Origin of the sequence: Undibacterium sp. Di26W (assembly GCF_049340265.1) — a bacterium.
In the GTDB taxonomy this organism is placed as follows: Bacteria; Pseudomonadota; Gammaproteobacteria; order Burkholderiales; family Burkholderiaceae_D; genus Undibacterium.
Window position 1 is genome coordinate 17,280 of sequence record NZ_JBMPOR010000019.1, and the last position, 21,431, is coordinate 38,710.

General features: G+C 50.5%; 23 protein-coding genes. 11 read left to right on the plus strand and 12 right to left on the minus strand.

The window, feature by feature from the left end; genetic code table 11:
• Positions 1-82 precede the first annotated feature (82 nt).
• From ACO0LM_RS19910 to ACO0LM_RS19920, 3 genes are all read right to left on the minus strand, one after another.
• Entirely contained in the window at positions 83-826 is a 744-nt protein-coding gene (locus ACO0LM_RS19910; protein ID WP_423039197.1) for a transporter substrate-binding domain-containing protein, read from the minus strand.
• A 98-nt stretch (positions 827-924) separates the two neighbouring features.
• Complete coding sequence (locus ACO0LM_RS19915) at positions 925-2,160, minus strand: M20 family metallopeptidase (protein WP_423039199.1); 1,236 nt, start codon at positions 2,158-2,160, stop codon at positions 925-927.
• Between the two features lie 66 nt (positions 2,161-2,226).
• Positions 2,227-3,480: an allantoate amidohydrolase gene (locus tag ACO0LM_RS19920; protein ID WP_423039201.1), complete on the minus strand. Its 1,254-nt coding sequence runs from the start codon at positions 3,478-3,480 to the stop codon at positions 2,227-2,229.
• Between the two features lie 382 nt (positions 3,481-3,862).
• On the opposite strand from ACO0LM_RS19920, the gene ACO0LM_RS19925 reads away from it, so the two are divergent.
• From ACO0LM_RS19925 to ACO0LM_RS19935, 3 genes are all read left to right on the plus strand, one after another.
• A complete protein-coding gene (locus ACO0LM_RS19925; protein WP_423039203.1) occupies positions 3,863-5,179 on the plus strand; it encodes a C4-dicarboxylate transporter DctA in 1,317 nt (438 codons plus the stop codon).
• 137 nt (positions 5,180-5,316) lie between these two features.
• On the plus strand, positions 5,317-6,012 hold the full coding sequence (locus ACO0LM_RS19930; RefSeq protein ID WP_423039205.1) for a GntR family transcriptional regulator: 696 nt from the start codon (positions 5,317-5,319) through the stop codon (positions 6,010-6,012).
• 189 nt (positions 6,013-6,201) lie between these two features.
• Entirely contained in the window at positions 6,202-6,543 is a 342-nt protein-coding gene (locus ACO0LM_RS19935) for a hypothetical protein (protein ID WP_423039207.1), read from the plus strand.
• Positions 6,544-6,860: 317 nt separating this feature from the next.
• Here the strand turns inward: ACO0LM_RS19935 and ACO0LM_RS19940 are convergent, their stop codons facing one another.
• On the minus strand, positions 6,861-8,537 hold the full coding sequence (locus tag ACO0LM_RS19940; protein ID WP_423039209.1) for a tetratricopeptide repeat protein: 1,677 nt from the start codon (positions 8,535-8,537) through the stop codon (positions 6,861-6,863).
• A gap of 133 nt (positions 8,538-8,670) precedes the next feature.
• Here ACO0LM_RS19940 and ACO0LM_RS19945 point away from each other — a divergent pair, with 133 nt between their 5' ends.
• The 3 genes from ACO0LM_RS19945 (at position 8,671) to ACO0LM_RS19955 (ending at position 11,139) form a co-directional block, all read left to right on the plus strand.
• Positions 8,671-9,450 (plus strand): hypothetical protein, encoded by a 780-nt coding sequence (locus ACO0LM_RS19945; RefSeq protein WP_423039211.1) that lies wholly within the window; start codon positions 8,671-8,673, stop codon positions 9,448-9,450.
• Between the two features lie 292 nt (positions 9,451-9,742).
• Positions 9,743-10,174, plus strand: a complete 432-nt coding sequence (locus ACO0LM_RS19950) for a hypothetical protein (RefSeq protein WP_423039213.1) — start codon at positions 9,743-9,745, stop codon at positions 10,172-10,174.
• Positions 10,171-11,139: a CapA family protein gene (locus ACO0LM_RS19955; protein WP_423039215.1), complete on the plus strand. Its 969-nt coding sequence runs from the start codon at positions 10,171-10,173 to the stop codon at positions 11,137-11,139. Before ACO0LM_RS19950 ends, ACO0LM_RS19955 begins: the two co-directional genes overlap by 4 nt.
• Before the next feature lie 207 nt (positions 11,140-11,346).
• Here ACO0LM_RS19955 and ACO0LM_RS19960 read toward each other — a convergent pair whose 3' ends face one another.
• The gene (locus tag ACO0LM_RS19960) at positions 11,347-11,784 is read right to left on the minus strand and encodes an HAD domain-containing protein (RefSeq protein ID WP_423039217.1); all 438 of its coding nucleotides are present in this window, start codon (positions 11,782-11,784) and stop codon (positions 11,347-11,349) included.
• A 49-nt stretch (positions 11,785-11,833) separates the two neighbouring features.
• Positions 11,834-12,523 (minus strand): Fic family protein, encoded by a 690-nt coding sequence (locus ACO0LM_RS19965; RefSeq protein WP_423039219.1) that lies wholly within the window; start codon positions 12,521-12,523, stop codon positions 11,834-11,836.
• 507 nt (positions 12,524-13,030) lie between these two features.
• Between ACO0LM_RS19965 and ACO0LM_RS19970 the strand changes: the two genes are divergently transcribed.
• Positions 13,031-14,380: a tetratricopeptide repeat protein gene (locus ACO0LM_RS19970; RefSeq protein ID WP_423039221.1), complete on the plus strand. Its 1,350-nt coding sequence runs from the start codon at positions 13,031-13,033 to the stop codon at positions 14,378-14,380.
• Between the two features lie 33 nt (positions 14,381-14,413).
• On the opposite strand, the gene ACO0LM_RS19975 is transcribed toward ACO0LM_RS19970, so the two are convergent.
• A complete protein-coding gene (locus ACO0LM_RS19975) occupies positions 14,414-14,560 on the minus strand; it encodes a hypothetical protein (protein WP_423039223.1) in 147 nt (48 codons plus the stop codon).
• 42 nt (positions 14,561-14,602) lie between these two features.
• On the opposite strand from ACO0LM_RS19975, the gene ACO0LM_RS19980 reads away from it, so the two are divergent.
• The 4 genes from ACO0LM_RS19980 to ACO0LM_RS19995 all read left to right on the plus strand — a co-directional run bounded on the left by ACO0LM_RS19980 (position 14,603) and on the right by ACO0LM_RS19995 (position 16,820).
• Positions 14,603-14,947, plus strand: coding sequence for an ArsR/SmtB family transcription factor (locus tag ACO0LM_RS19980; protein WP_423039225.1), 345 nt, complete (start codon positions 14,603-14,605; stop codon positions 14,945-14,947).
• The gene (locus ACO0LM_RS19985) at positions 14,937-15,437 is read left to right on the plus strand and encodes an SRPBCC family protein (protein ID WP_423039227.1); all 501 of its coding nucleotides are present in this window, start codon (positions 14,937-14,939) and stop codon (positions 15,435-15,437) included. The genes ACO0LM_RS19980 and ACO0LM_RS19985 overlap by 11 nt, the downstream gene beginning before the upstream one ends.
• Before the next feature lie 20 nt (positions 15,438-15,457).
• The gene (locus ACO0LM_RS19990; RefSeq protein WP_423039229.1) at positions 15,458-16,075 is read left to right on the plus strand and encodes a YdeI/OmpD-associated family protein; all 618 of its coding nucleotides are present in this window, start codon (positions 15,458-15,460) and stop codon (positions 16,073-16,075) included.
• Positions 16,076-16,229: 154 nt separating this feature from the next.
• Positions 16,230-16,820 carry a cation:proton antiporter gene (locus ACO0LM_RS19995; RefSeq protein WP_423039380.1) on the plus strand — a complete coding sequence of 197 codons (591 nt, stop codon included), beginning with the start codon at positions 16,230-16,232 and terminating at the stop codon, positions 16,818-16,820.
• Positions 16,821-17,030: 210 nt separating this feature from the next.
• Here the strand turns inward: ACO0LM_RS19995 and ACO0LM_RS20000 are convergent, their stop codons facing one another.
• The 5 genes from ACO0LM_RS20000 to ACO0LM_RS20020 all read right to left on the minus strand — a co-directional run bounded on the left by ACO0LM_RS20000 (position 17,031) and on the right by ACO0LM_RS20020 (position 21,411).
• Positions 17,031-17,513 carry a hypothetical protein gene (locus tag ACO0LM_RS20000; RefSeq protein ID WP_423039231.1) on the minus strand — a complete coding sequence of 161 codons (483 nt, stop codon included), beginning with the start codon at positions 17,511-17,513 and terminating at the stop codon, positions 17,031-17,033.
• 92 nt (positions 17,514-17,605) lie between these two features.
• Positions 17,606-18,079: a hypothetical protein gene (locus ACO0LM_RS20005; protein WP_423039233.1), complete on the minus strand. Its 474-nt coding sequence runs from the start codon at positions 18,077-18,079 to the stop codon at positions 17,606-17,608.
• A gap of 166 nt (positions 18,080-18,245) precedes the next feature.
• Positions 18,246-19,262 carry a hypothetical protein gene (locus ACO0LM_RS20010; protein WP_423039235.1) on the minus strand — a complete coding sequence of 339 codons (1,017 nt, stop codon included), beginning with the start codon at positions 19,260-19,262 and terminating at the stop codon, positions 18,246-18,248.
• Positions 19,259-20,278 (minus strand): hypothetical protein, encoded by a 1,020-nt coding sequence (locus ACO0LM_RS20015; RefSeq protein WP_423039237.1) that lies wholly within the window; start codon positions 20,276-20,278, stop codon positions 19,259-19,261. Before ACO0LM_RS20015 ends, ACO0LM_RS20010 begins: the two co-directional genes overlap by 4 nt.
• Positions 20,279-20,487: 209 nt before the next feature.
• Entirely contained in the window at positions 20,488-21,411 is a 924-nt protein-coding gene (locus tag ACO0LM_RS20020; RefSeq protein ID WP_423039239.1) for a LysR family transcriptional regulator, read from the minus strand.
• Between the last annotated feature and the right edge of the window lie 20 nt (positions 21,412-21,431).

A 21,431-nucleotide genomic window follows, 5' to 3' on the forward strand; every position in this document is an offset into this window, starting at 1 on the left:
TGGAGCGACGATACTATGATCGCCGTTTATCGATAGAAGTTTGACCGCCTCACAATGACCGCCATGAATATGCAGGAAACCTCTATTTAAAACTGATCCCCTTATTCAATTTCGCCATCACCTCATCCGGCACATTCTTGCTGCAAATAAGATACCTTTCCCCTCCATCCGGCATGTCACTCGCCTTGAACAGGCTGAACTTGTCCTTGGCCATATTGGATTGCTCAATCAGGTAATTGGCTTCTTCAGGTGCGGCGAACATCAGGTCGGCGGATTTGGCGGCGATCAGTTGCAGCATTTGGGTGTTGGTGCCGTTGGAGACCACGGTCTGGGGTTTGAGCTTGGCCAGTGCGGCATCGATATGATGGCCATATGAAAATTTTTCCTTGATCAGCACCTTGATACCGGGCGTGGTCAATATTTCTTCCAGCTTGGCATTGTCCTTGATCTTGGAGCCGCTGCTGACGATCATGACAGTGGGTTTGTCGCGGTACAGGGCCTTGCTGAACTTGGCAAAGCCCTCGCGTTCTTCGGTTTTATACCAGCCTATGGCACAGGTTTTTTGCGTGTTTTCCTGCACCATGGCCAGTTGCCGATTGGGGGCCGCCTTGGCCCAGGTGAAGGCGACGCCGGCTGTTTTGAAGGCGTTGGCTGCCGGGCCTGCCGTCAAGCCGGATGCAGAACCGTCAGGCTCTTCGACGATATACGGTGGGCGCACATTGTAGTTGAGGACAATCTTGTTGTCAGCCTGGGCCTGAGCCTGGCTGCTGGCAGTGGCGGCCAGCATGGCCATTGTGCAGAACTGTAAAAGAGTTTTCTTATTCATAGCGATCTTTCAAAAAATACTCACGATAAAAACAGCTTTGAATGCGTCTTCATGTTAGAGGATGAAACAGAAAAATTCCATGTGTGGTTTTGTTATTTTTATTGCAGCCGGTCTTGCAGCAGATCTTGCAAACTGCGCGCCACCACCTTGGTCGCCTTCCTCAAATCCTCCAGGTTCAATCTTTCATCAGCCCGCTTGGCATGCGATTCCAGCACCGTGCGTGGCCCCGCACCATAGATGACACCAGGAATACCCACTTCTGAAAACAGTCGCACATCGGTATACAAAGGCGTGCCCAATGCCGGTATCGCTTCACCAAATACGGTTTCACCATGCTTTTGTATGGCATCCACCAAAGGTGTATTGCCAGGCAGGGGGCGCATGGAATTGGCCAGCAGCAGGCGTTTGATATCGACGCTGATGCCGGGCAGGCTGGTGGCAGTGTCATTGATCAGCTGGCGCAGGGTGGCTTCGACTTCTGCCGGATTTTCTTCCGGGATCATGCGGCGGTCCAGCTTGAAAGTGACACGTCCAGGGATGACATTGGTATTGGTGCCGCCTTCTATCGTGCCCACATTCAGATAAGGGTGGGTAATCCCTTCCACTTTCGAGGTAATTTGTTTATACAGCGTGTTTTGCGCATACAGGGCATTCAGGATCTTGACGGCAGCCTGCAGGGCATCCACACCAGAATCCGGGATTGCCGCATGTGCCATCTTGCCATGCACCGTCACTTCCATCTGCAGGCAACCATTATGGGCGGTGATGACCTGGTAAGAGAAACCGGCGGCTATCATCAGGTCTGGCTTGATCAGATTATGCTTCAACATCCAGCCGGGGCCGACTTCACCACCAAATTCTTCATCATAGGTAAATAACAATTCCAGCGTGCCAGTTTTAGGTTTGGCGACGGCTTCCAGTGCGCGCAGGGCAAAGGTGTAGGTAGAAAAGTCAGATTTGCTGACAGCCGTGGCACGACCATAGATATGGCCGTTTTCTATTTCGCCACCATACGGGGCCTTGGTCCAGCCTTCGCCGGGGGGCACTACATCACCATGGGCATTCAGCAAGATCGTCTTGCCGGGGCCATACACGCGGCGTACCAGCAGGTTGGTGATGCTTTGCAGGCCAGCGGCTTGGACTTCATTGTCGGGGACGGCGTGTTTTTCTGCGGTGATACCCATGTGCTGCAACAGATCGGCAGTGCGGTCTGCATGCGGGGCATTGTTGCCGGGTGGGGTATCGGTGGGCACGCGTACCAGTTCTTGCAGGAAGCTGACCTGTTCATCAAAGTGGCTATCGATCCAGGCGTCGAGTTGTTGGTAGTGGTTCATGGGTGGAGAGCTTTCTTAGTGATCTTGGTGAGTATGATTGGGCGTGTTATGGTTCACGCCTCGACGTTAACGGTTCAATACAAAGTGTTCAACAAAATGGCTAAAGGCTTGTGCGGCGAGTGTGGCGTCTTCTGTCGTCATGATTTCATCCGGGTGATGGCTGATACCACCATTGCCACAACGTACAAACAGCATGGCAACATCGCACAGTGCTGCCATCGCCATGGCATCATGCCCGGCACCTGAAGGCAGGTAGCGCAGGCGCTGGTCGCAATGGGCAATCGACTGTGCAAGCTGTTGTTGCAGCCATGGTGCACAAGGTACGCTGCGGGCTTCATGGGTTTTACGCAGATTGAACTGCACCTTGCGTCTTGCGGCTATGCGCTCTATCTGCGCCAGCACATCGGCCACCGCCTGTTCACGTATGGCATCTTGTTCAGCGCGAATGTCGACAGAAAATACCGCCTTGCCCGGCACCACATTGGCGGCACCATTCGGTACCTGGAACAGGCCGACCGTGCCGACCAGGCCAGGGATGTCCTGGCAGCGCTGTTCTATATACAGGCCGGTTTCTGCTGCTGCCATGGCGGCATCGCGGCGCATGCCCATGGGGGCGGTGCCTGCGTGTCCTGCCAGGCCTTCCACTTCCACCATATAGCGGGTGGCACCTGAAATGGCGGTGACCACACCCAGTGCCAGGTCTTCATTCAGCAAGACCGGGCCTTGTTCTATATGCACTTCGACAAAGGCCAGTACCTGCGCCGGGTCATATGCAGCCCTGGCCAGCCCGGCCGGGTGAAAGCCGGAAGCCGTCATCACCTCACGCATGCTGAGGCCGTTGTCATCCAGATTGTCCAGCACAGCCATGTCGAAAGTGCCGGCGGCGGCGCGGCTGCCAAGCAGGGTGGCCTTGAAGCGCACGCCTTCTTCTTCCGCAAAACCGATGACCTCTATCGCAAACGGAAAGCGCCTGCCAGCGACATGCCATTGCGCGATGCAGGCCAGCGGCAGCAGGATGCCCAGGTTGCCGTCATATTTGCCGGCATTGCGCACGGTATCAAAGTGCGAGCCGGTCAGCAGGGCGGGGGCATCTGGCTCCAGGCCTTCATAACGGCCTATGACATTACCGGCGACGTCGCGCCGCACGCGCATGCCAGCGGCGCACATCCATTCGGCCAACTGGGCGGCGGCACTGTGGTGTGACGGGCTCAGGTAAGTGCGCGTCAACATGTCCGGCGTTTCAGTATGTTGCGCCAATACATCAGCCCTGCTCATGATTTGCGCGCCACAATCTGCGTAGGAATGCATCTTGCTCGACATGCTGGTCTCCTTCTTTTTAGGTGCAACTTAGGTGCAACTCAGGTGCTGCTTAGGTGCTACTTACAAGCTTCATAGTGGCTTGCGGATGTCCTGGCCAGGTTTGTGACGTATTGCTTATCGCTTGCTTACGGGCCCGATCAGGATGATGCCATTTTTTTTGTGTTTTTTTGGATTCTACTATTGAATTCATTTATTGCATACAATAATTGGATGCAGTATATTGGGTTTCAGATCGCTTCCTGACAAGTTGGCTTGACGGTGAGATCTATCCCGTTTTTCTGTTATTTATCAAGGAGTTGCAGTCAGCTCACTTCGTACAGTCACTGTATTGCCAATCATTAATACCAACCATAGTAGTGCTAACCCTTATCAGGAGGTAATCGTGCAGCGTGTATACAAATCACTATTCGGCCAGGTGCTTATTGCACTGGTACTGGGGATACTAATCGGCGTCTTGTATCCCAGTTTTGGCGTCAGCCTGAAACCCATAGGCGATGGTTTTATCAAGCTGATCAAGATGATTATCCCCATGATCGTCTTTTGCGTGGTCGTGCATGGCATTTATGGTGCAGGCGAACTCAAGAAAGTAGGGCGGGTCGGCCTGAAAGCCCTGGTGTACTTTGAAGTGGTCACCACCGTTGCACTGGTATTGGGCCTGGCGCTGGCGTTTATATTTCATCCGGGTGAGGGCATGAACATCGTCCCTGCCTCGCTTGATGCCAGCACCCTGAGTACCTATGTCGACAATGCCAATAAGGTTAAAAGCGCCGGGTTCGCCGAATTTGTGATGAAACTGATCCCGACCACAGTGGTCAGTGCCTTCACGTCGGGCGATGTGTTGCAGGTATTGCTGTTTTCGCTGATCTTTGGCTGTGCGCTGTCACTGGTGGGTGAAAAAGCCCGTCCCATCGCCAACCTGATCAGCAGCTTGTCGGAAGTGTTTTTCAAGTGCATGTCCTTCATCATCAAGCTGGCCCCTTTGGGTGTATTTGGTGCAATTGCCTTTACCGTGGGCAAATATGGGGTGGGTTCATTGAAGCAACTGGGCTTCCTGGTGATCCTGTTTTATGGGGCCGTTATCATTTTTGTATTCGGCATTCTGGGTGGCATATTGAAAGCTGCCGGCTTCAATATCTTCAAGTTCATCAAATACCTGCGTGAAGAATTGCTGGTGGTGCTGGCAACGGCTTCGTCTGATTCTGTTTTGCCACAGGTCATGAAAAAGCTGGAATACATGGGCATCAAGGACACCACGGTGGGCCTGGTGATACCTACCGGCTATTCCTTCAACCTGGATGCCTTTTCGATTTACCTGACACTGGCAGCGGTATTTATTGCCCAGGCCACCAATACCCCGCTGGCGTTGTCTGATTTGCTGGCGATACTGGCGATTGCCCTGGTGACCTCCAAAGGTGCGCATGGCGTACCAGGCTCGGCGATAGTGATCCTGGCCGCCACCTTGTCCGCCATACCGGCGATACCGGTGGTGGGCCTGGTGCTGGTGTTGTCAGTGGACTGGTTTATCGGCATTGCCCGTGCGCTGGGCAACCTGATCGGTAACTGCGTTGCAACCGTGGTGGTGGCAACGTGGGAAAAAGACATCGACAAAACCCGCGCCCATGCAGTGTTGAATGGCGACACGGCAGCGATTGCCAGTTATGATCTGGCTGCCAGTCAAGCAGAACTGGCAGTAGCATGATGTTGTTTTCATTGACTGACTGAGCTAAGTCAATGTATGTGAAATAAAAATAACGCCCATGGATGGAAATCTTTGGGCGTTTTGCGTATAGGGTTACAATTCCGGCCTGACTCTTCATGCAGTAACAGGTAAATAATATGACAGCAACGACCCATTCAGACCAGGCAGACAGTTCTGAAGCCATTGCCAGCGATATCACCACCGCCATTGCCGAGCAAAGGCTGCCGCCCGGCACCAAGCTGCGCGAAGAGGCCCTGGCGCGCATGTATTCCGTCAGCCGCACCAAGATCCGTGCTGCCCTGGTCATGCTGGCCAAAGACAAGCTGATTGACCTGGTGCCAGAAAAAGGTGCCTTTGTCAGCAAGCCCAGCGAGCAGGAAGCGCATGAAATATTTTCCGTCCGCCGCATACTGGAAGCCGCACTGGTGCGCGAATTTATCGCCAAAGCCACCGCAGAAGATTACGCCAGCATAGAGCAGCACCTGATCCAGGAACGCCAGGCCATCATCGACAACAACGTGCAGGAACGTTCAACCCTGCTCAGCGATTTTCATATCCTGCTGGCAAAGACCGTGGGCAATCAGGTGCTGACCGATATCCTGATGAAGCTGGCGGGCCGCAGTTCGCTCATCACCATGCTATACCAATCCAGCCGCGACGCCAGTTGCTCATCCGATGAACATGTAGAATTTATCCGCGCCGCCAAAGCCGGGGATGTAGAAAAAGCTGTGGAACTGATGGTGCATCACTTGCACCATGTTGAATCAGCACTGCAATTCAAGGAAGTGGTGAAGAGTGACAAGAAGGATTTTATTTCGGCCTTGCTGGCTTGAGTTTCGATATACCGCCATATAATAAAATAGGTCAGGTAGGTGCGATTAGCGCAGCGCAATCGCACGCATGTTGCGTCTCGAAATAAAACAAGATACGAAAAAATTTCACTTGAATATTAGTATATTCGTTGGAATTCATCTAACAAGTCCTTTGCTACTTAAGACTGTTCATTGAACGATATACACACTGTGAAAAAATTATCCAAAGTCAGCTCCGACGTAGAAAACAGCATCAAGCTGCAATTCCCATTTTTGCAGAATGTGAAAGAAAACATCGATCACGGCGAAATGGGGCGCGCTGCCATCTCTGTTTTTGACCACTGGATAACTTGCGAGAACGAATATCATCTATTGGATAACATAGATGTGATTGAACAAGAAAACCGGAATAAAAAATTTCTGTCACATTGGGCTGCCTTGTTTGATGCTGCCGAGGTGTTCACAGTTCGTTACCGTGGACAATGGCCGCACAAAGAGAAGCTGGTCATCAAGCAATATACCGACAAAGCTGGCCATCTGACGCAATGCTGATCTAAAATGTCCAACAGTCCATTTCAATTTCTTATTTTTCCTGATTTTGATTGTCTCTATATGGCATCGTGGGACGACACCCATCACCTATATTTTAACGACCGCCAAAGAGCTGAACCAGTTTTACGATTAGCAGAAAAATCTGGATTGCATGTTCTTGAATACGATTAAGCTTGGGGGCGATTCAAAGAATCGTCGAAGATTAAAAAGAAAAATTCTATTTCAAGCTTGCTGGCGTGAGCTTCAAAATACCAGCATACAAACAAAAACAGAGGCCAGTGATGACCTCTGTTTTTTTGTATGTGATCAGCCGCTGATCAGGATGTTTTTGATGACGATGCGCCGGCTGTTGTAGTTGCCGCTGCCTGCGCCGTCATCGCTTTCTGCATGGTTTCAAGATAGCTGGCAGCGTCTTTAGCTGCAGCGGCATCCGGATACCGCTGCAAGATCACGTTCAGTATGCTGATGGCTTGTGCATATTTGCGGAATTGGTCGCCAGACAGGCGTGCTGCCAGCATGTACACCGCCGGTATATCTGCATGGCCGGGGTATTTTTTATCGAAACCCTGTATCAGGGTCATCGCTCCTTTAAAATCACGCGCCGCAAAGGCGGTGCCTGCCATTTGCAATACATGGTCTGCCTGGATGTCAAAGGCCGGGTCGCGTTGTTTCAGGTCTTCCAGCAGATGCAGGGCTTTTTCATGGTAGCTGGCTTGGCTCAGCGCCAGCATATAGCGCCGCCCCTGATCCAGGATGCGTTTTGCATCATCCTTGCGTTGCAATAACAGGTACAACCTTTCATTCATGCCGAGGTGATTGCGGTCATAGCGCATTTCATCTTCCAGCAGGCGGATGGCGGCATCCACTTCCCCCTTCAATAACAGCGCATCAATACGCTGCATGAAGGGGTCGGATGACACCGGTGCTGCACTGGCCTCTTCGTGTGTGCGCTGTGCATCAAAATCCACCTCGACGGCCATGCCCAGTTGCTGGTGGTACTGGTACAGCACATAGCCCATCATCGAATACGTGGCCAGGATCAGGTAAAAATTGATAAACGTGACCAGCGGTATACTGGCAAACGGTGACAAGCCCGCCGGTAGCAGGTGGCGCACACTTGCAATGGCCAGCATGGCCAGCCCGAAGAGCGCCCACACGATAAAATACGACATGCCCATGGCGCGAATGAAGAACAGGGACGTGAGCGGGTTCAGTGCGCGCAAGGTATCGTCCTCAAGCGCCAGCACCATCACTGCGGCTGGTATCGGTATGGCAAACAGCACCGCAAGCACGTAAAACCATTTGGCAAAATGCACATCCCGGTCCAGAAAACGATCCCATTTTCTGCCAGGGATATCGCGGGGAGCTTCTTCGGTGACGGTATTGGTGGTGCCATACGTGAGGGCCTGTTCCTGCATGGCGATCTTGCGTGACGTGGCATCATCGGCCTTGGTGGCATTCATATCATACTGGCCAGTCGCCTGCGGTGTTTCAGCGTCGTCATCCTCATCACCCTGGGTATTGTGTCGCTGTTCTGCCTGGCCAGGTAACGTGCTTGCCCTTGATGTTGTCAATGATGTTGTCGTTGTCGGCGATGCTGCGCTTGCCGACACTGCCGGTGCATCTTTGGGGGTATCGACCCGTATCGCATAACTGGCCGTGATAAACACCAGTACAAAGTACAGAAGAAACACCAGGTTCTGCTTGTAAGGGCGCTTGTCCTTGTTGCCAAATACCGTAATGTCATCCCATTTGGGGTCCAGCTTGCCCATGGCCGCCATTTCCATCACAGCATACGCATAGCGTAAAAAGAACAGCATCAGCACGCCACGGAACAGGCCAGACGTGAACACCGTCACCACGCTGACGGCGGATAAGCCAGCCATCATGAACAAGGGCGCAGGCCGGAAAGGGAACAAAAGAAATGCAGGCAGGCGCTGCAAAAAAGGTGTGATATCGTCTTGATAAACTTTGATTTGAGGTGTGACGGACATGGCTTCCCTTGATAATTTTCATGCGCTCTGGTGGCGCTATGCCTATGCTGATAAGCCAGCACTATAAACGCAGTCCAGACTGCCTGCAAGGCTATTGCCGTGCGGCATTATTTATTAAATGAGTCCTACTTACATGACACGACCAGAGCAGCAATATGGACTAACAACTCAGGACAGGGAAGCCGAACTGATACGGAAATTTGACGGTCAGCAGGCCAGTGCATTGTTGGCGCAATTGATGCGCTATGAGAAAACCCTGGCCGATGAAGAAGCGACCCAAAGAGAAAGAATTCTGGGTGCCATTGTTTTTCTGGCGCGGGAAGGCTACACGGAAGATATTGCCGAGAATATCCAGATGGCAAAGATAAATGTTTCGGCCTTGCTGAATGCGGCGACAGTGAAGGATGAACGGGGAGGGGGTGCAGCGAGTAATGGGCCGCGAGATGTGGGGAGTCCCCAGTTAACGCCCCGCAAACCAGTAGATGGATTACCCTCTACAGCGCGCCAGCGACAATTGAATGTGCAGCAGAAAAATGCCCTGCTTAAACAAGGCATGGCGAATACCGCACACGCGTTTCGTAACAGGCAGCCAGGTCAGAAAGAATACAAGTGGGTAATTGAATTGTTGACCCACGCCGGACTGCATCCTGCGCAAGGCATTTTACTGTCGTATGTGTCAATACCTTGTGGGAGCAATGAAGCGTTTGCTTATGCATCCTGGTTAACCACGGCTACGCGGTTTTATGCAATGAACGGCGTCATTGATACCAGTAAAAACGAGATCATGGAAATAGAATCTGTTACCGACGTATCCGACCAGATCGTGGTCAGCGTCCATCTGAAAGGTGTTGGCAAGAGCTGGGGGCAACTGGCGGTGGAATTGTTGGAGGAGTTTTTGCGGGAAGATACCTGAACCTCACCGCTTTATTTGCCTGATGATGCCTCTCTAGAAATCTTGACTTTGGTAATCGCTGCCGCTGGTACTTGCATTCTGCCTACAACTGTTGAAATGACTAGGTTGACTCCGGAAAGAGGGCATTTATCTGGTATTGTTGATGGCTGTGTCAAATAATCGTCAACGTAACAAGGCCAAGGGGCATGATGGTTTTTAGAAGATCGTTAAACCGCTATACTTCTGGCACACGCAATTAGCTGCTGTCGCGCAGATGATCAGTACATCACCGATGCATTTTACAAAGGAAATCATGTCAAAGCCTTCGCCCAGTTTAACGCTGCTAAGTACTGGTATTTGCGCAGTACTTTTCTTCTGTTCTTTTCCTGCTCTTGCTCAGGATGCACTTTGTGAAGTCAAAGTATCCGGTACAGAAAACAGTTTTAACATAAAAAATACCAGCGATCCATTTGCATTTGATACCCACGATCTGGAAGGGGGCTTCCGCTTCAGTGCGCAGGTATTACTTGATCCAAAAAATGGGCAAAGCAAGTTAAAGACGTTTACCTATCATCAATCGAAGAATCGCTATGTGTTAATCCATGCCAGCGAATCCAGCATCAATACAGCCAGTTGCCACGCAGAGAAAAATGGTTTTGGCTTGCAGCGTGTGTATTCCCATAAATTCGAACGTGAACTCAGCTTTAGCTGTAAAGCGGTATGCGCAACAGGGACGTCCCAATGAAAATCTTAACAGTCACACTAAAACATCTGTCCCTGGGCCTTCTTTGCATGGCAAGCTTGTGCAGCAATGTGTATGCACAAAAGCAGGATGTACGCATGCTGTTTGTCGGGGATTTAATGCTCGACGAATTACCAGGCAAAGTGATACAGCAGGGAAAAGACCCGTTTGCTGCTTTTCAACAGCAATTCAAGCAAGCCGACCTAAGCTTCGGCAATCTTGAATGTGTGGTGGGTACAAATGGAAAAAAAGAAGACAAGCCATTTACTTTTTTAGCCCATCCACGGGTATTAAAAACCGTCAAAGCACATTTCTCAGCCGTGTCTTTGGCGAATAATCATACGGGTGATTATGGCCCGGACAGTTTTGCGGCGATGCTGGGTTTATTGGAAAAAGAAAAAATCCCCTACTTTGGCGGCGGCCGCGACCTGCATTCCGCGCATGCGCCGTATGTGGTGGAAAAGAACGGGCGCAAAATTGCCATATTAGGCTATGACAATTTTTTTCCACGTAGCTTTGAAGCCCTGGAAGATAGACCCGGTGTCGCCTGGGCCGATGCTGATCAGGTCGCATTTGATATCCGTAATGCCAGGGAAAAACTGGGTGCTGATATCGTCATCACCTATCCACACTGGGGCTGGGAACATGAACCGCATGCATCCAAACACCAGGAAGAACTAGCGCGCATCATGATCGATGCGGGCGCAGATGCAGTCGTAGGTGGCCACCCGCATGTGACACAAAATATTGACATCTACAAAGGCAAGCCAATTTTCTACAGCTTGGGTAATTTCGTCTTCAACGGCTTTCATACCGAAGAATCACAAACAGGCTGGGCATTGGAGTTGATTTTTTCTGCAGACAATAAAATCACCTGGTCGATTCATGTCGCCAAATTGGATAAAAATGGGATTCCGAAATATGCGGGCGTGTTGTCTCAGAAAGAGGTTGATAAAGTCCTGAAATGACCGGGGCACTAATGGATTGTTGTCAATCCCCGTCACCCCCAGTCAACACCCGTTACCCCCGTTAACATTAAGCAATGCATCGGAGTGTCAACAAGGAATACAGCTGCAGGCCCCAGACTGACATCCTGGGGTGTGGCATCCAAGAATTCTTTGTGCGCGTTTAGGATGGATAATTCTCTTGCTTACTCATGGGTGTTTTTCCTCCCGTTAAGCCTGGTCATACCAATTTTTTAAGCGCATCCCGTCATCTTCGCTAAAACCAAATTCTGGATCAACCCATATCAAGTTTGGGCAGCCATCATCGAAGAATTCTCGCATATCATCGAGAGCTGCCCACACAGGATTGGATGTATTTGTTTGCAGAAACGATTCGATTTCTCTTTGCCTGCCACGCAAGTCAAGGCCAATATCCAATATCGGTGTCATGCCAATTATTCTTGCTCGCAATTCTGCCGGGAATAGATTCCTTAACTCGGCCAGCGATTTTTCGTATCGCCAGGTAGAGCTGATTACGATGTCGATATCCGGCATTTGTAATAAGCATGCGGTGAATAAGTCGAGCCTGGAAAAATGGGGATAGCCATCGGGATGAAGTACACCGTCGAAATCAAGAAATAATATTTTTCTATTCAAAGTTTTCTCCATGATTCGCTATACCTTGCCTGGCTTAAGCATCATTGCCTGGCACAGGTAATCAATAGATAATTTCATGCATGACAGCCGCCAGTGTTTTCGCGTTAGCCAATTTCTTTTGTGTTTCATACGCTTCAAATTCTGATTGGCTGGCATCGCGCATGCTGGCGATATCGAGCGCAGGAAAGCTGCGCTTACTGACGGCGATGTCTCTGGCCTGGTATAACACCTCGCGAGGATTTTCATAGTCAAATACCTTTGACCAGTCTAATGTATGGTGCGTCATTGTGGCAATTTGGCTTGTGAATAATCTGAGTGTGCGACTATTCGCTTCATTGAATGCATGAATATAGTCAAGGTCTGCATAGAGCATGGCAAGTTTATCGACGAACACAGTCCTTGGCTGCGATTGAAGCATGGTGATATCTCCCAGTTTAGCTATGGCCTGATTGATATCTGATGCATTGACACCACTATTCTTATAGTGAACGACATAGCTATCTTGTCCGCCATTGCAAGTTCGGCTACGGATGTGCTCGCTTTTGTTCAGCCGCAACAGCCCACCCCGGTACATCGGCATATCCTGCAAAATGCTAGCATTGATGTTCTTTAAATGTTCTGCATCAAAGACGGATACTGCACTGGGATGGTACTGAGTAGTTTCTATGACTTGTGCAATGCGTATGCGCGTAAAGTCACTTTCTGCCTGAGCTAGCGCCTGTTTGCGGTTTTGGTTTGGTGCAGATAACATCTTGCTGTAGTGCAGATTTGCCTGACTTGCGATGACGCTGAGTGACAGCTTGTCGGCGACGTAGTCAAAGAATTGACTGGCAAGTGTGCTGCTGATCTCAAATCCTTCGAGATTGACACTGGCGTTAGCTGCGGAAATGATGGATTTTCTGTGGGATGGGGTAAGTGTCATGAATTTGGTGTGTGTCGCCTCATTGTAGCCGCTGGCGTCAAAAACTTCAAATAGGGTTTTTGATTTTGCGCCATCCGAAATAATCTAGGTAATGCATACGTTATATTAACGATGCACGCTTTACGACGCTAACCACAAACAATAGCGCTGATCAGGCCAGCGTTGATCTAGTGTAGTGCTGCACTTTGATCAGGGCCTAATGAATTGACTCAGGCCTGCTTGCTTTCACTGTTACAGTCCATTCGATTATTGCGACACCCTATTGCCCTGGTCAAAGATTTCATGCAGACTGAATCTGGGGTTTTGATTCACCAGAACACTATCCAATAAATTGACATGTCAGAAGAATTTTCCATCAAGGCGTCATTCATTCCGGCCAACAAAGAAGTGCGCGGTTTTCTGGCACGTATGGCGGATGCGCTGGAAGAAGACGATAGCGCAGCCCTGCGCGTTTTGGTGAATGAATCTGCCTTTGCTGCGCATAGCGCGACGTTGGGTGATCAAGTCGCGCTGGCTTTTGGGCCTGATTCTGAAACTATCGGTATCGATGCCAGCATGCTGGAAAAATTGCTGGGCGTGCTGGAAGAGAGTCGCCCTTATCTGCTTGTTTCTGGCTCACAAAAAAAGCTGACCGTCAAATTCAATGGTGCAGATCAGGGGACGGATGTCGGTAGTTTGTTTTTGCTGTGGCTGAATAGCCTGGGCATTAGTGAGCTGAATGCAGCGGGTCAGGGATTTACCTGGAAAGCCAAATGGGTTTGCCATGACGGCATCGTCAGCATCAAGGATTATGTACCGCTTTGTGAAGGCCAGGTGATTGATCCCAAGGCGGACGAGAAACAGAAAAAACGTCAGGCCAAAGAAAATAAGCAATTCTTGCAAAGCCCGTTCGGGTTCTTGGTAGAGGCGATTGAAAACGGATGCGGTGGCAAGGTCAAACAATTCGTGGCGACCTTGTCATCTGAAAAAATCCTGGATACCAGCTTCAGCCAATTGTTTTCAGAATTAAAAAAGCAGCCTGTGCACACGGGTGCCAGTTACCGTAACGGTCCTCTGGAAATGTCTTTTTGGCGCAGCGAGACGGAAGAGATTATTCGCATTGACTGGTATTTTGTAGAGATGGAACCTGCGCTGATACAAGGCAGCCTTACTTCTTTAGCGATTGAATTTTTAAACGATCCCCGGCAATCAGATTTTTCGGGGTTTGAATGGGCGGTAAAAGATATCGCCATCGAAGCGGAAATATCGGATAGCCATTTCAAGCTGATCATGAACCGGCTGCCTTGGGCAAAAAAGATGGATGCCGTAGAGCGTGCGCATATATTTATCGCCCCGCCATGTCATATCGGCGCGTATTATTGGCAAACGCTCTATGAGGATCTTGCAGCAGAAGCGCAAAGTGGTAACGCCAGCAGCCTGTGTACGCTGGCGTTTATGCTGGATAGCACGCGACCCGGATGCCCGCGTGACTGCGTGCGTAGCGAAGCATATTTTGTGCAGTCCGCCTCATTGGGAAACGACAAGGCCATGTACGCACTGGGCCAGCGTTATGCCCGTGACGGTACAAAAGACGAGAGCTGGCCGCTTGATGTGGAAAAGGCAAAGTATTTTCTGCGCATGGGCAAGGACAAAGGCCACGAAGCCTGCATAGCCTTGTTGGCCAGGCTCGAAGGGCAAAGTAGCTAGTTCGGAGAGAGTGTTCGGACTTGCGCAAGGCAGTCATTGGCACCGCTGCATGGCCACCTCGCCACCTGCACAACTCATGACAGAAGATTTCTTCGCCGTCGCATGCGATTCCAGACCGAGCGATTTCATCCAGCTGGCCAGGTGGACGATGCCTAAGCCCGTCAGAATAATATTTCTCAAATAGTTTGCCAAATGGAAAACTGTCATGATATAGTTCGCCACATGGAAAACTATTCTGCATCACTCAATAACGTATTTCACGCATTGGCCGACCCTACCAGGCGGGCAGTGATTGCGAAGCTTGGCGGCGGCTCTGCATCGATCAAGGAGCTTGCAGAACCATTCGGTTTGGGTTTGCCTACGTTCTTGAAGCACATCAAGGTTCTCGAAAGCAGCGGCCTCATTGCATCAGAGAAAGTGGGACGAGTTCGAACTTGCAAGCTAAGACGTGCAAATTTGACTGCCGCCGAAAAATGGTTCGACCAGCAGCGCACGGTTTGGGAAAGCCGGTACAACAATCTCGATAATTTATTAACCACCCTGAAAGGTGAAGAAAATGAAAGCTGATCTTCAATTTGACTTCCTTGTTGACAAGGAAAAAAACACCATCACGATCAAAAGAGAATTTGCAGCCAAACGACAAATGGTGTGGGACTGCTACACAAAAAGTGAATTGCTTAATCGATGGTTTGCTCCTAAGCCCTTAACAACGAAAACCAAGTTTATGGATTTCAGTGAAGGTGGGCATTGGCATTACGCGATGGTTGAACCCAATGGGACAGAATACTGGGGCCGTTCGGACTATCAAACTATCCAAGCTATCGATCATTACACCGCGCTTGACGGCTTTTGCGATGACACCGGTGCACTGAACCCTGATTTGCCCAGAGCCAAATGGAGTGTCACCTTCTCTGATGGTGCCAGGCATACCCTGGTAGAGACGATCGTTTCCTACACGTCTGCTGAAGCGCTTCAGCAAGTGATGAACATGGGAATGAAAGAGGGGCTGACTTCGACTTTGGAACGTCTGGACGAGCTACTTTTGATCCTCAATTAAGCATTGAAAGACCCCTTGCGATGCGCACACCAAAACACAATCCCAAGCTTGATGCTTATGCCGAAACGGTCGAAGACTTTGCGAAACCCATCCTCGCTCACCTGCGTGCCCTTATCCATGCAACCTGCCCAGAGGTGATTGAGGAGCTCAAATGGGGGAATCCACATTTCGACTACCAAGGCGACATGATGTGTATTTTCGCAGCTTACAAGAAGCACTGCTCCTTCACGTTCTATAAGGATGCACTGATGGGGGACGCGCGTCTCAAGGCCAATGCTGGCGTCCCGGCTGCGAAACGTTTTATGGGCAAGCTGACTACCATTGCTGATTTACCGTCAGACAAGGAACTTAAATCCTGGATCAAGGAATCAATGCTGCTCAATGAGCAAGGCCTGAAACTCCCGGCGCGAGAATCCAAGACGCCCAAAGAGGTTGAAATGCCTGCAGCATTCGCCGAAAAACTCCAGGTCAATCCGAAGATCGCAAAAATTTTCGAGAGCCAGTCGGCATCCTTTCAAAAGGAATACAAGCTCTGGATTGGTGACGCAAAAACTGAAGCAACACGCGACAAGCGCATTGAAGAGGCGATAGCCTGGATTGCAGAGGGTAAGGGGCGTTTTTGGAAATATGCCAAGTAATGGCTGTCTGCTAAAGTGAAAGCGCAAAAAAGTAGGTTGGGCCGGGCCTCGCTGGGCTACGCCTCATCAGCCCAACACTCGGCGTTTAAATAACGTATGCGTTTATTTAGGCCAAGTGTTGGGCTGGTGAGACGTAGCCCAACCTACGTTACTGATCGCAACATTCTTTAAAAAAGGCGGCTTTCAGCTTGACTGGCGTGCCGCAATCATCAAAAGCTGGGCCGGCATGCGTGGCGTCGTCACGCTGGCAGCTGCACTGGCTCTGCCAACATCCCTGCCAGGTCGCGACTTCATTCTGGTCACCTCGTTTGTCGTCATACTGGTCACGGTGTTGATTCAAGGTACCAGCATAGGGTGGCTTATCGCGCTTTTGAAAATGAAAAAAGACGCGCTTGGTGAACATGCTTATCTGACTGAGCCACAATGCTGGGCCCTGCTGGAAGCCGCCCAGTTTTCAGCCGTAGAGGCGCGCGCCTATGACAGCGACGGCAAGCTGCTGCACCCGCGCCTGCTGGAACAATATGGATACCGCGCCCGCATTTCGGACCTGCATAGAAACGCCCCCGAATTGCCGGTAGACGCCCACGCCGCACATTACGACATCATATTGGCAGCCATCGCTGCTGGCAGGGAAGCCCTGTTGAAACTGCATAGAAGCAGACAACTCAATGACGAGATGCTGCATACGCTGGAACGTGATCTGGATCTGCAGAAAATTGCGGCGATACATAGTCGTGGGGATTGATAGCGCTAAGGATCAATCATTGATTTTTTATGTTGCAGCAGAAGTTGATGCAGAAGATTTCCTTGTCGTCGCATGCAATTCCAGTCACAGTGATTTCGCCGGGCAGACGTCTTTCACTTCTGTTTCAACTGTTACAATCCACTAAAAAATGTAAAGTGTGCATGACTACGCCTTGCAATGATAGTTCCGTATAGGCTTCGATAAATGGGATTAGCGACAAAATGCCCGATCTCGCCGTTCTTCCCAGTTGCGAAGATAGTATCGCATGGCGAGCCAGATCAATCTGGAACGTGTAATGATGATTTTTGGAGAGTATGCAGCGACAAGGACTTTGACGCCGTTCGCAATACCCATTTCCCCTTGTTCTGATTCAGCACTGGAATTCAGACACGCATACGTAAGCTGGTCGCCCAGCTTTCCCAGTGCTTCCAAGCGCACAATCCAGTCCTTGGCCCTTGAATGATCGAATTCTGATCTGACCAAGCCATCCTGCATTGCTATTGGTGGTCGATACAAAATCAGCCGCTCGTCCCCCTTCGAGCCAATTGTTGCAGCTGGTAGCTTGATAAATTGGGTTTTATTCAGCCAGACAATTTTTCCTGGCCAGCCGCTTGCAGATAGACATGTTTGCAGGGATGCCAATGCATGGTCAAAATTTACCGGAGTTTCTGCATGGTGTGGGACGTTGTTCATTGAGATTTTCCCGGATTCATATCGTATGGCTGTCAAAGGAAAATATTGATAAGTGACTGGATATATTGCAATACGATTTTTGGTTTCATTCTTTATCGACGGCGGATACCAAGCTCATTTGGTTCAGGCATTGTAAATCCAGTACCAGCCAGTTCCAATTTCCACGCGCTATACGCCTGTCTATAGATTTCTTCAAACAATTGCCTGAAATTTTCTATATCCCATATTGATGGCAAGCCAAACGTTCCATTCGATTCTTGTACTAACCACTTGAAGTTGAAATCCCGATTGCATAACGCTTCAATTAATGCGAACGACAAAAGGCACTTATTTGGGACTGAAATATTCTTGTATCCTTTTTCTTCGAAAAACTCTTTTTTGAGCAATTCACCAAAATGTTCACGATTATTAGGATCTATATCGCGAAATAGTATTTCGCATCTTTCTTCGCGGTCAAATTCGTTAAATGGTTCAAGGAAAGTCAGTAAAAGTGGTCCCTTGTCGCTTGAAGTCGAATTTTCAATAATGCCTTCTAGTTGTAGTTGCAATGTGCTGAGAATAAACATTGTTACCGCTTCTTTTAATTTTTAAATCTACATGTACATGCGCAAGATTGGCGGCATGCGAGCAGCCAAGCGTGCCAGTGACTGGCTGCTGCTGAGGAACAGAAAAATCACTAATGCAGCCAGATACAATTGCTGACAAGCCAAAATTAGCTAGCGGGCAAGCACACTACTCATTCTGTGCGGGCTCTTTCTTGCGCTGCCCATCGACATAGATGCCCAAACCAAGCAGGCTGCCACCCACCAGCAATAAATGGATAAACCACAGTGATGGACTTTTACTGACCAGAAACTGGAAGTAGAAGGTATATAAATTAATCATTAAGAAAGTGTAGGCGTAGCCACGCAACAGTTGCAGATTGAAATGCACGCTTGCCCACACCGAGCCGCCGGCCACCGCTGCCCACAAGATCGAAAACGCCAGGCGTTCGCCCTCGGTATCATCCCAGCGTACATCTTGGTTCTCGTAATAACCAAACACACTTAGAAACCATAGCGACAGATTGATCAACAGCAAGCCATAATGAAAATATACCCGCGCAAACGGTGCCAGGCGGCCGCGCAAAAATTCTACATGCACCCAAGCCAGGCAAAGTACCCCGGCCCCTATGGCTAGAAAACGGGCCGGATAAGTCATGCCCAGGTAATATGCTCCCCAGCCAGAGATATAGCCTGTTTCTGCACCGCAGAAGAAAAAGAACAGCGCCAGCGAATACCATAACAACAGGCGATTGGCCAGCGCATAAGCCAGTGCCAGCAGCAGGGCCGCATCGACGCCCACCAGTGCAGGCCAGTTTTTGCTGCCGCTGGAATGATGCAGGGCCAGCACGATACTCAGACCCTGCAAGGCCATACCGCTTGCCAGTTCCAGCGCTTCGGCCAGGATGGGCATGTTGCGATGGGTCTTCAACCAATGCGCCAAAGCCAGGCCACCTAAAAAAGAGCCAGCCAGGGTGGCCTCACCCATCAGCCACCAGTTCATATGTTCGCGCAGCAAAATGAGTATGCCTGCCACGCAGGTCAGCACACCCAATACCGTGAACGAGCGTACCAGCGCCAACATATTCCATGCTTCGGTCGGATAGCGCAGTTTGATTTGCTCTACTTGTTTTACCTCAATGATCTTGAGTGCGACCAGATCGTCCAGTTCATTGTGCACGGCACGGTTGAGGCTGCGCTGGTTCATGCTGCACCTCCGCCGGTGTTTTGAACACTGTTGCCAGCCTGGTTCAGACTACGTGAAATGACTTCCATCAACGCACCGGTGACTAGCAGTAGTAGCCCGCCAGCGGCCAGATAACTACCCAAATCAAGCTGGTTCCAGAAATGCTCATGAAAACGGGTAAACAGATTGATGCCGAAAAAAGTGATGCCAAAGCCACGCAACAAACCAGTGTGCAGACGGGCACCTGCCACTATCTGCACAACGGTAGCGATGCTGAACGCAAAGACCCAGAAGACAGTCTCTTCCTGATAGTGATGCCAGACCGATAAAATCAGCAGCGACATGTTCAGGTACACCAGCCCGACTGACTGCCAGGCCTGATAAAACCGTCCCGTGGCGGGGTAGGCCATGCGTTCATGCCCATAACCTATGGCGACGGCGATGAGGGCGACCACGCTCATCATTTTCGGGTCCTGGATCGACAGCGCATAACTGGAACGACCAAACATGGCCGACCACGAGCCTACCCAGTGAAACAGCACAAGCAAGGCCAGAATCAGCAAATAAGTATTGTGGCGCTGGTAAGCAAGGTAAAAAGCCAGCGGAATGGTCAGCAATCCGGTGAATATCAGCACCACACTGTGGTCCAGATGCAGCACTTCGCTCAAAAATCCCCCCACCGCACTGGCCCACAAGGCTATACCCAGGGTGACGATAAACTTCGACGAGGCTGCATAGCGCTGCTGCACATCGTCAGCCAGCCGTAAACCGCCCCAGGTTAACGCTATGCTGATAGCAGCGCCAATCAGCGCTGCTAACGCCACCGATTGCGAGATGACACTGATCAAGCCCATCAATCCAAGAAAAGCACAAAAGCCGCCAAAAATGCCGCAATACTTCACCACCCCGACCAGGCCGAACTGGCTTACCTCATAGCGCTGGGACAAGAGTTCATAGGCAGATTTTTCAATCAAACCATCGGCATGCCAGAGCGCGAGGTCTTGCTGTAATTGTTGTTTGACTTGTTTGCTGGTCATAAATAGTTTTTGGGGTGTTAGCTTCAAATATTGGCGAACGGATGCTGAAATCTACTATGAGCATAAACGCTCTTGTCTTGGCTGCGACAATGTTGTGTTAGCGATTAACGAAAAAGTTCTAGTGGAAAAAATCGCTTTCGGTAGCGAATATACATCTATTTGTATTCATTCCAGCCAATTTATACAGCTTTTCTTACATGTTTTACACTTCAATCCCTCAACACCCTGTCCCAATACACTGGCTCCCCAAACGCACTGCGCAGGTGGGTGATGAAGAGTTGGGCTTTGGCGGCGTGGGAGCGGCCGGGCATGCGGACGGCGTGGATGCCGGGGCGGATTTTGGTGGGGATGCTACTGGTGCCGGGGAAGAGTGAGATCAGTTGTCCGGATTCGATATAGTCACACACCATCCAACTGGCCAGGTGGACGATGCCGATGTTGGCAAGGGCGGCCAGTAGCAGGGTTTCGGTATCGTCAGAACGCAGGCTGCCGTGCACTGGCAGTGTTATTTCCTTGTTGACGCCGGGATAGGTCCACCAGCCGGCGGGCAGGGGTGGTGTGGCCACGGTCAGGCAGTTGTGCTGCAGCAGGTCTTGTGGGCCGGCAGGGCGGCCATGGCGTGCCAGATAGGCGGGGCTGGCGCAGGTCAGCCTGTACAGCGGTGCCAGCGTGCTTGCCACCAGGTCGCTATCCGGTAATACGCCGATACGGATGGCAACGTCTACCCGCTGGGTGGACAGGTCAACGATCTGGTCGCTGACATGCAGGTCGACTTCCATCAAAGGGTAACGGTTTAAAAAACTGGCGACTGCCGGTGCCACGTGACGGCGGCCAAAGGCTGCCGGGGCGGTCACTGTCAGCAAGCCGCGCGGGTCGGCGTTCAGTGCAGACATGGCTTGCCGGGCGTCGTCAAGTTCGGCGGCGATGGTTTTTGCCCTGGGCAAAAATTGTTCGCCAGAATCAGTCAGCAGCAAGCGTCTTGAACTGCGGTGGAATAATTTAATGCCCAGTTCTGCCTCCAGCGCATCGATCTTTCTAGAGATGGATGACACCGCCACATTGCGCTTTTTAGCGACACCAGACAGGCTTCCTGCCGCATGGACTTCCAAAAAAATCTGTATTGCATCAAACATGGGGCACCTGGGCTTTTGTT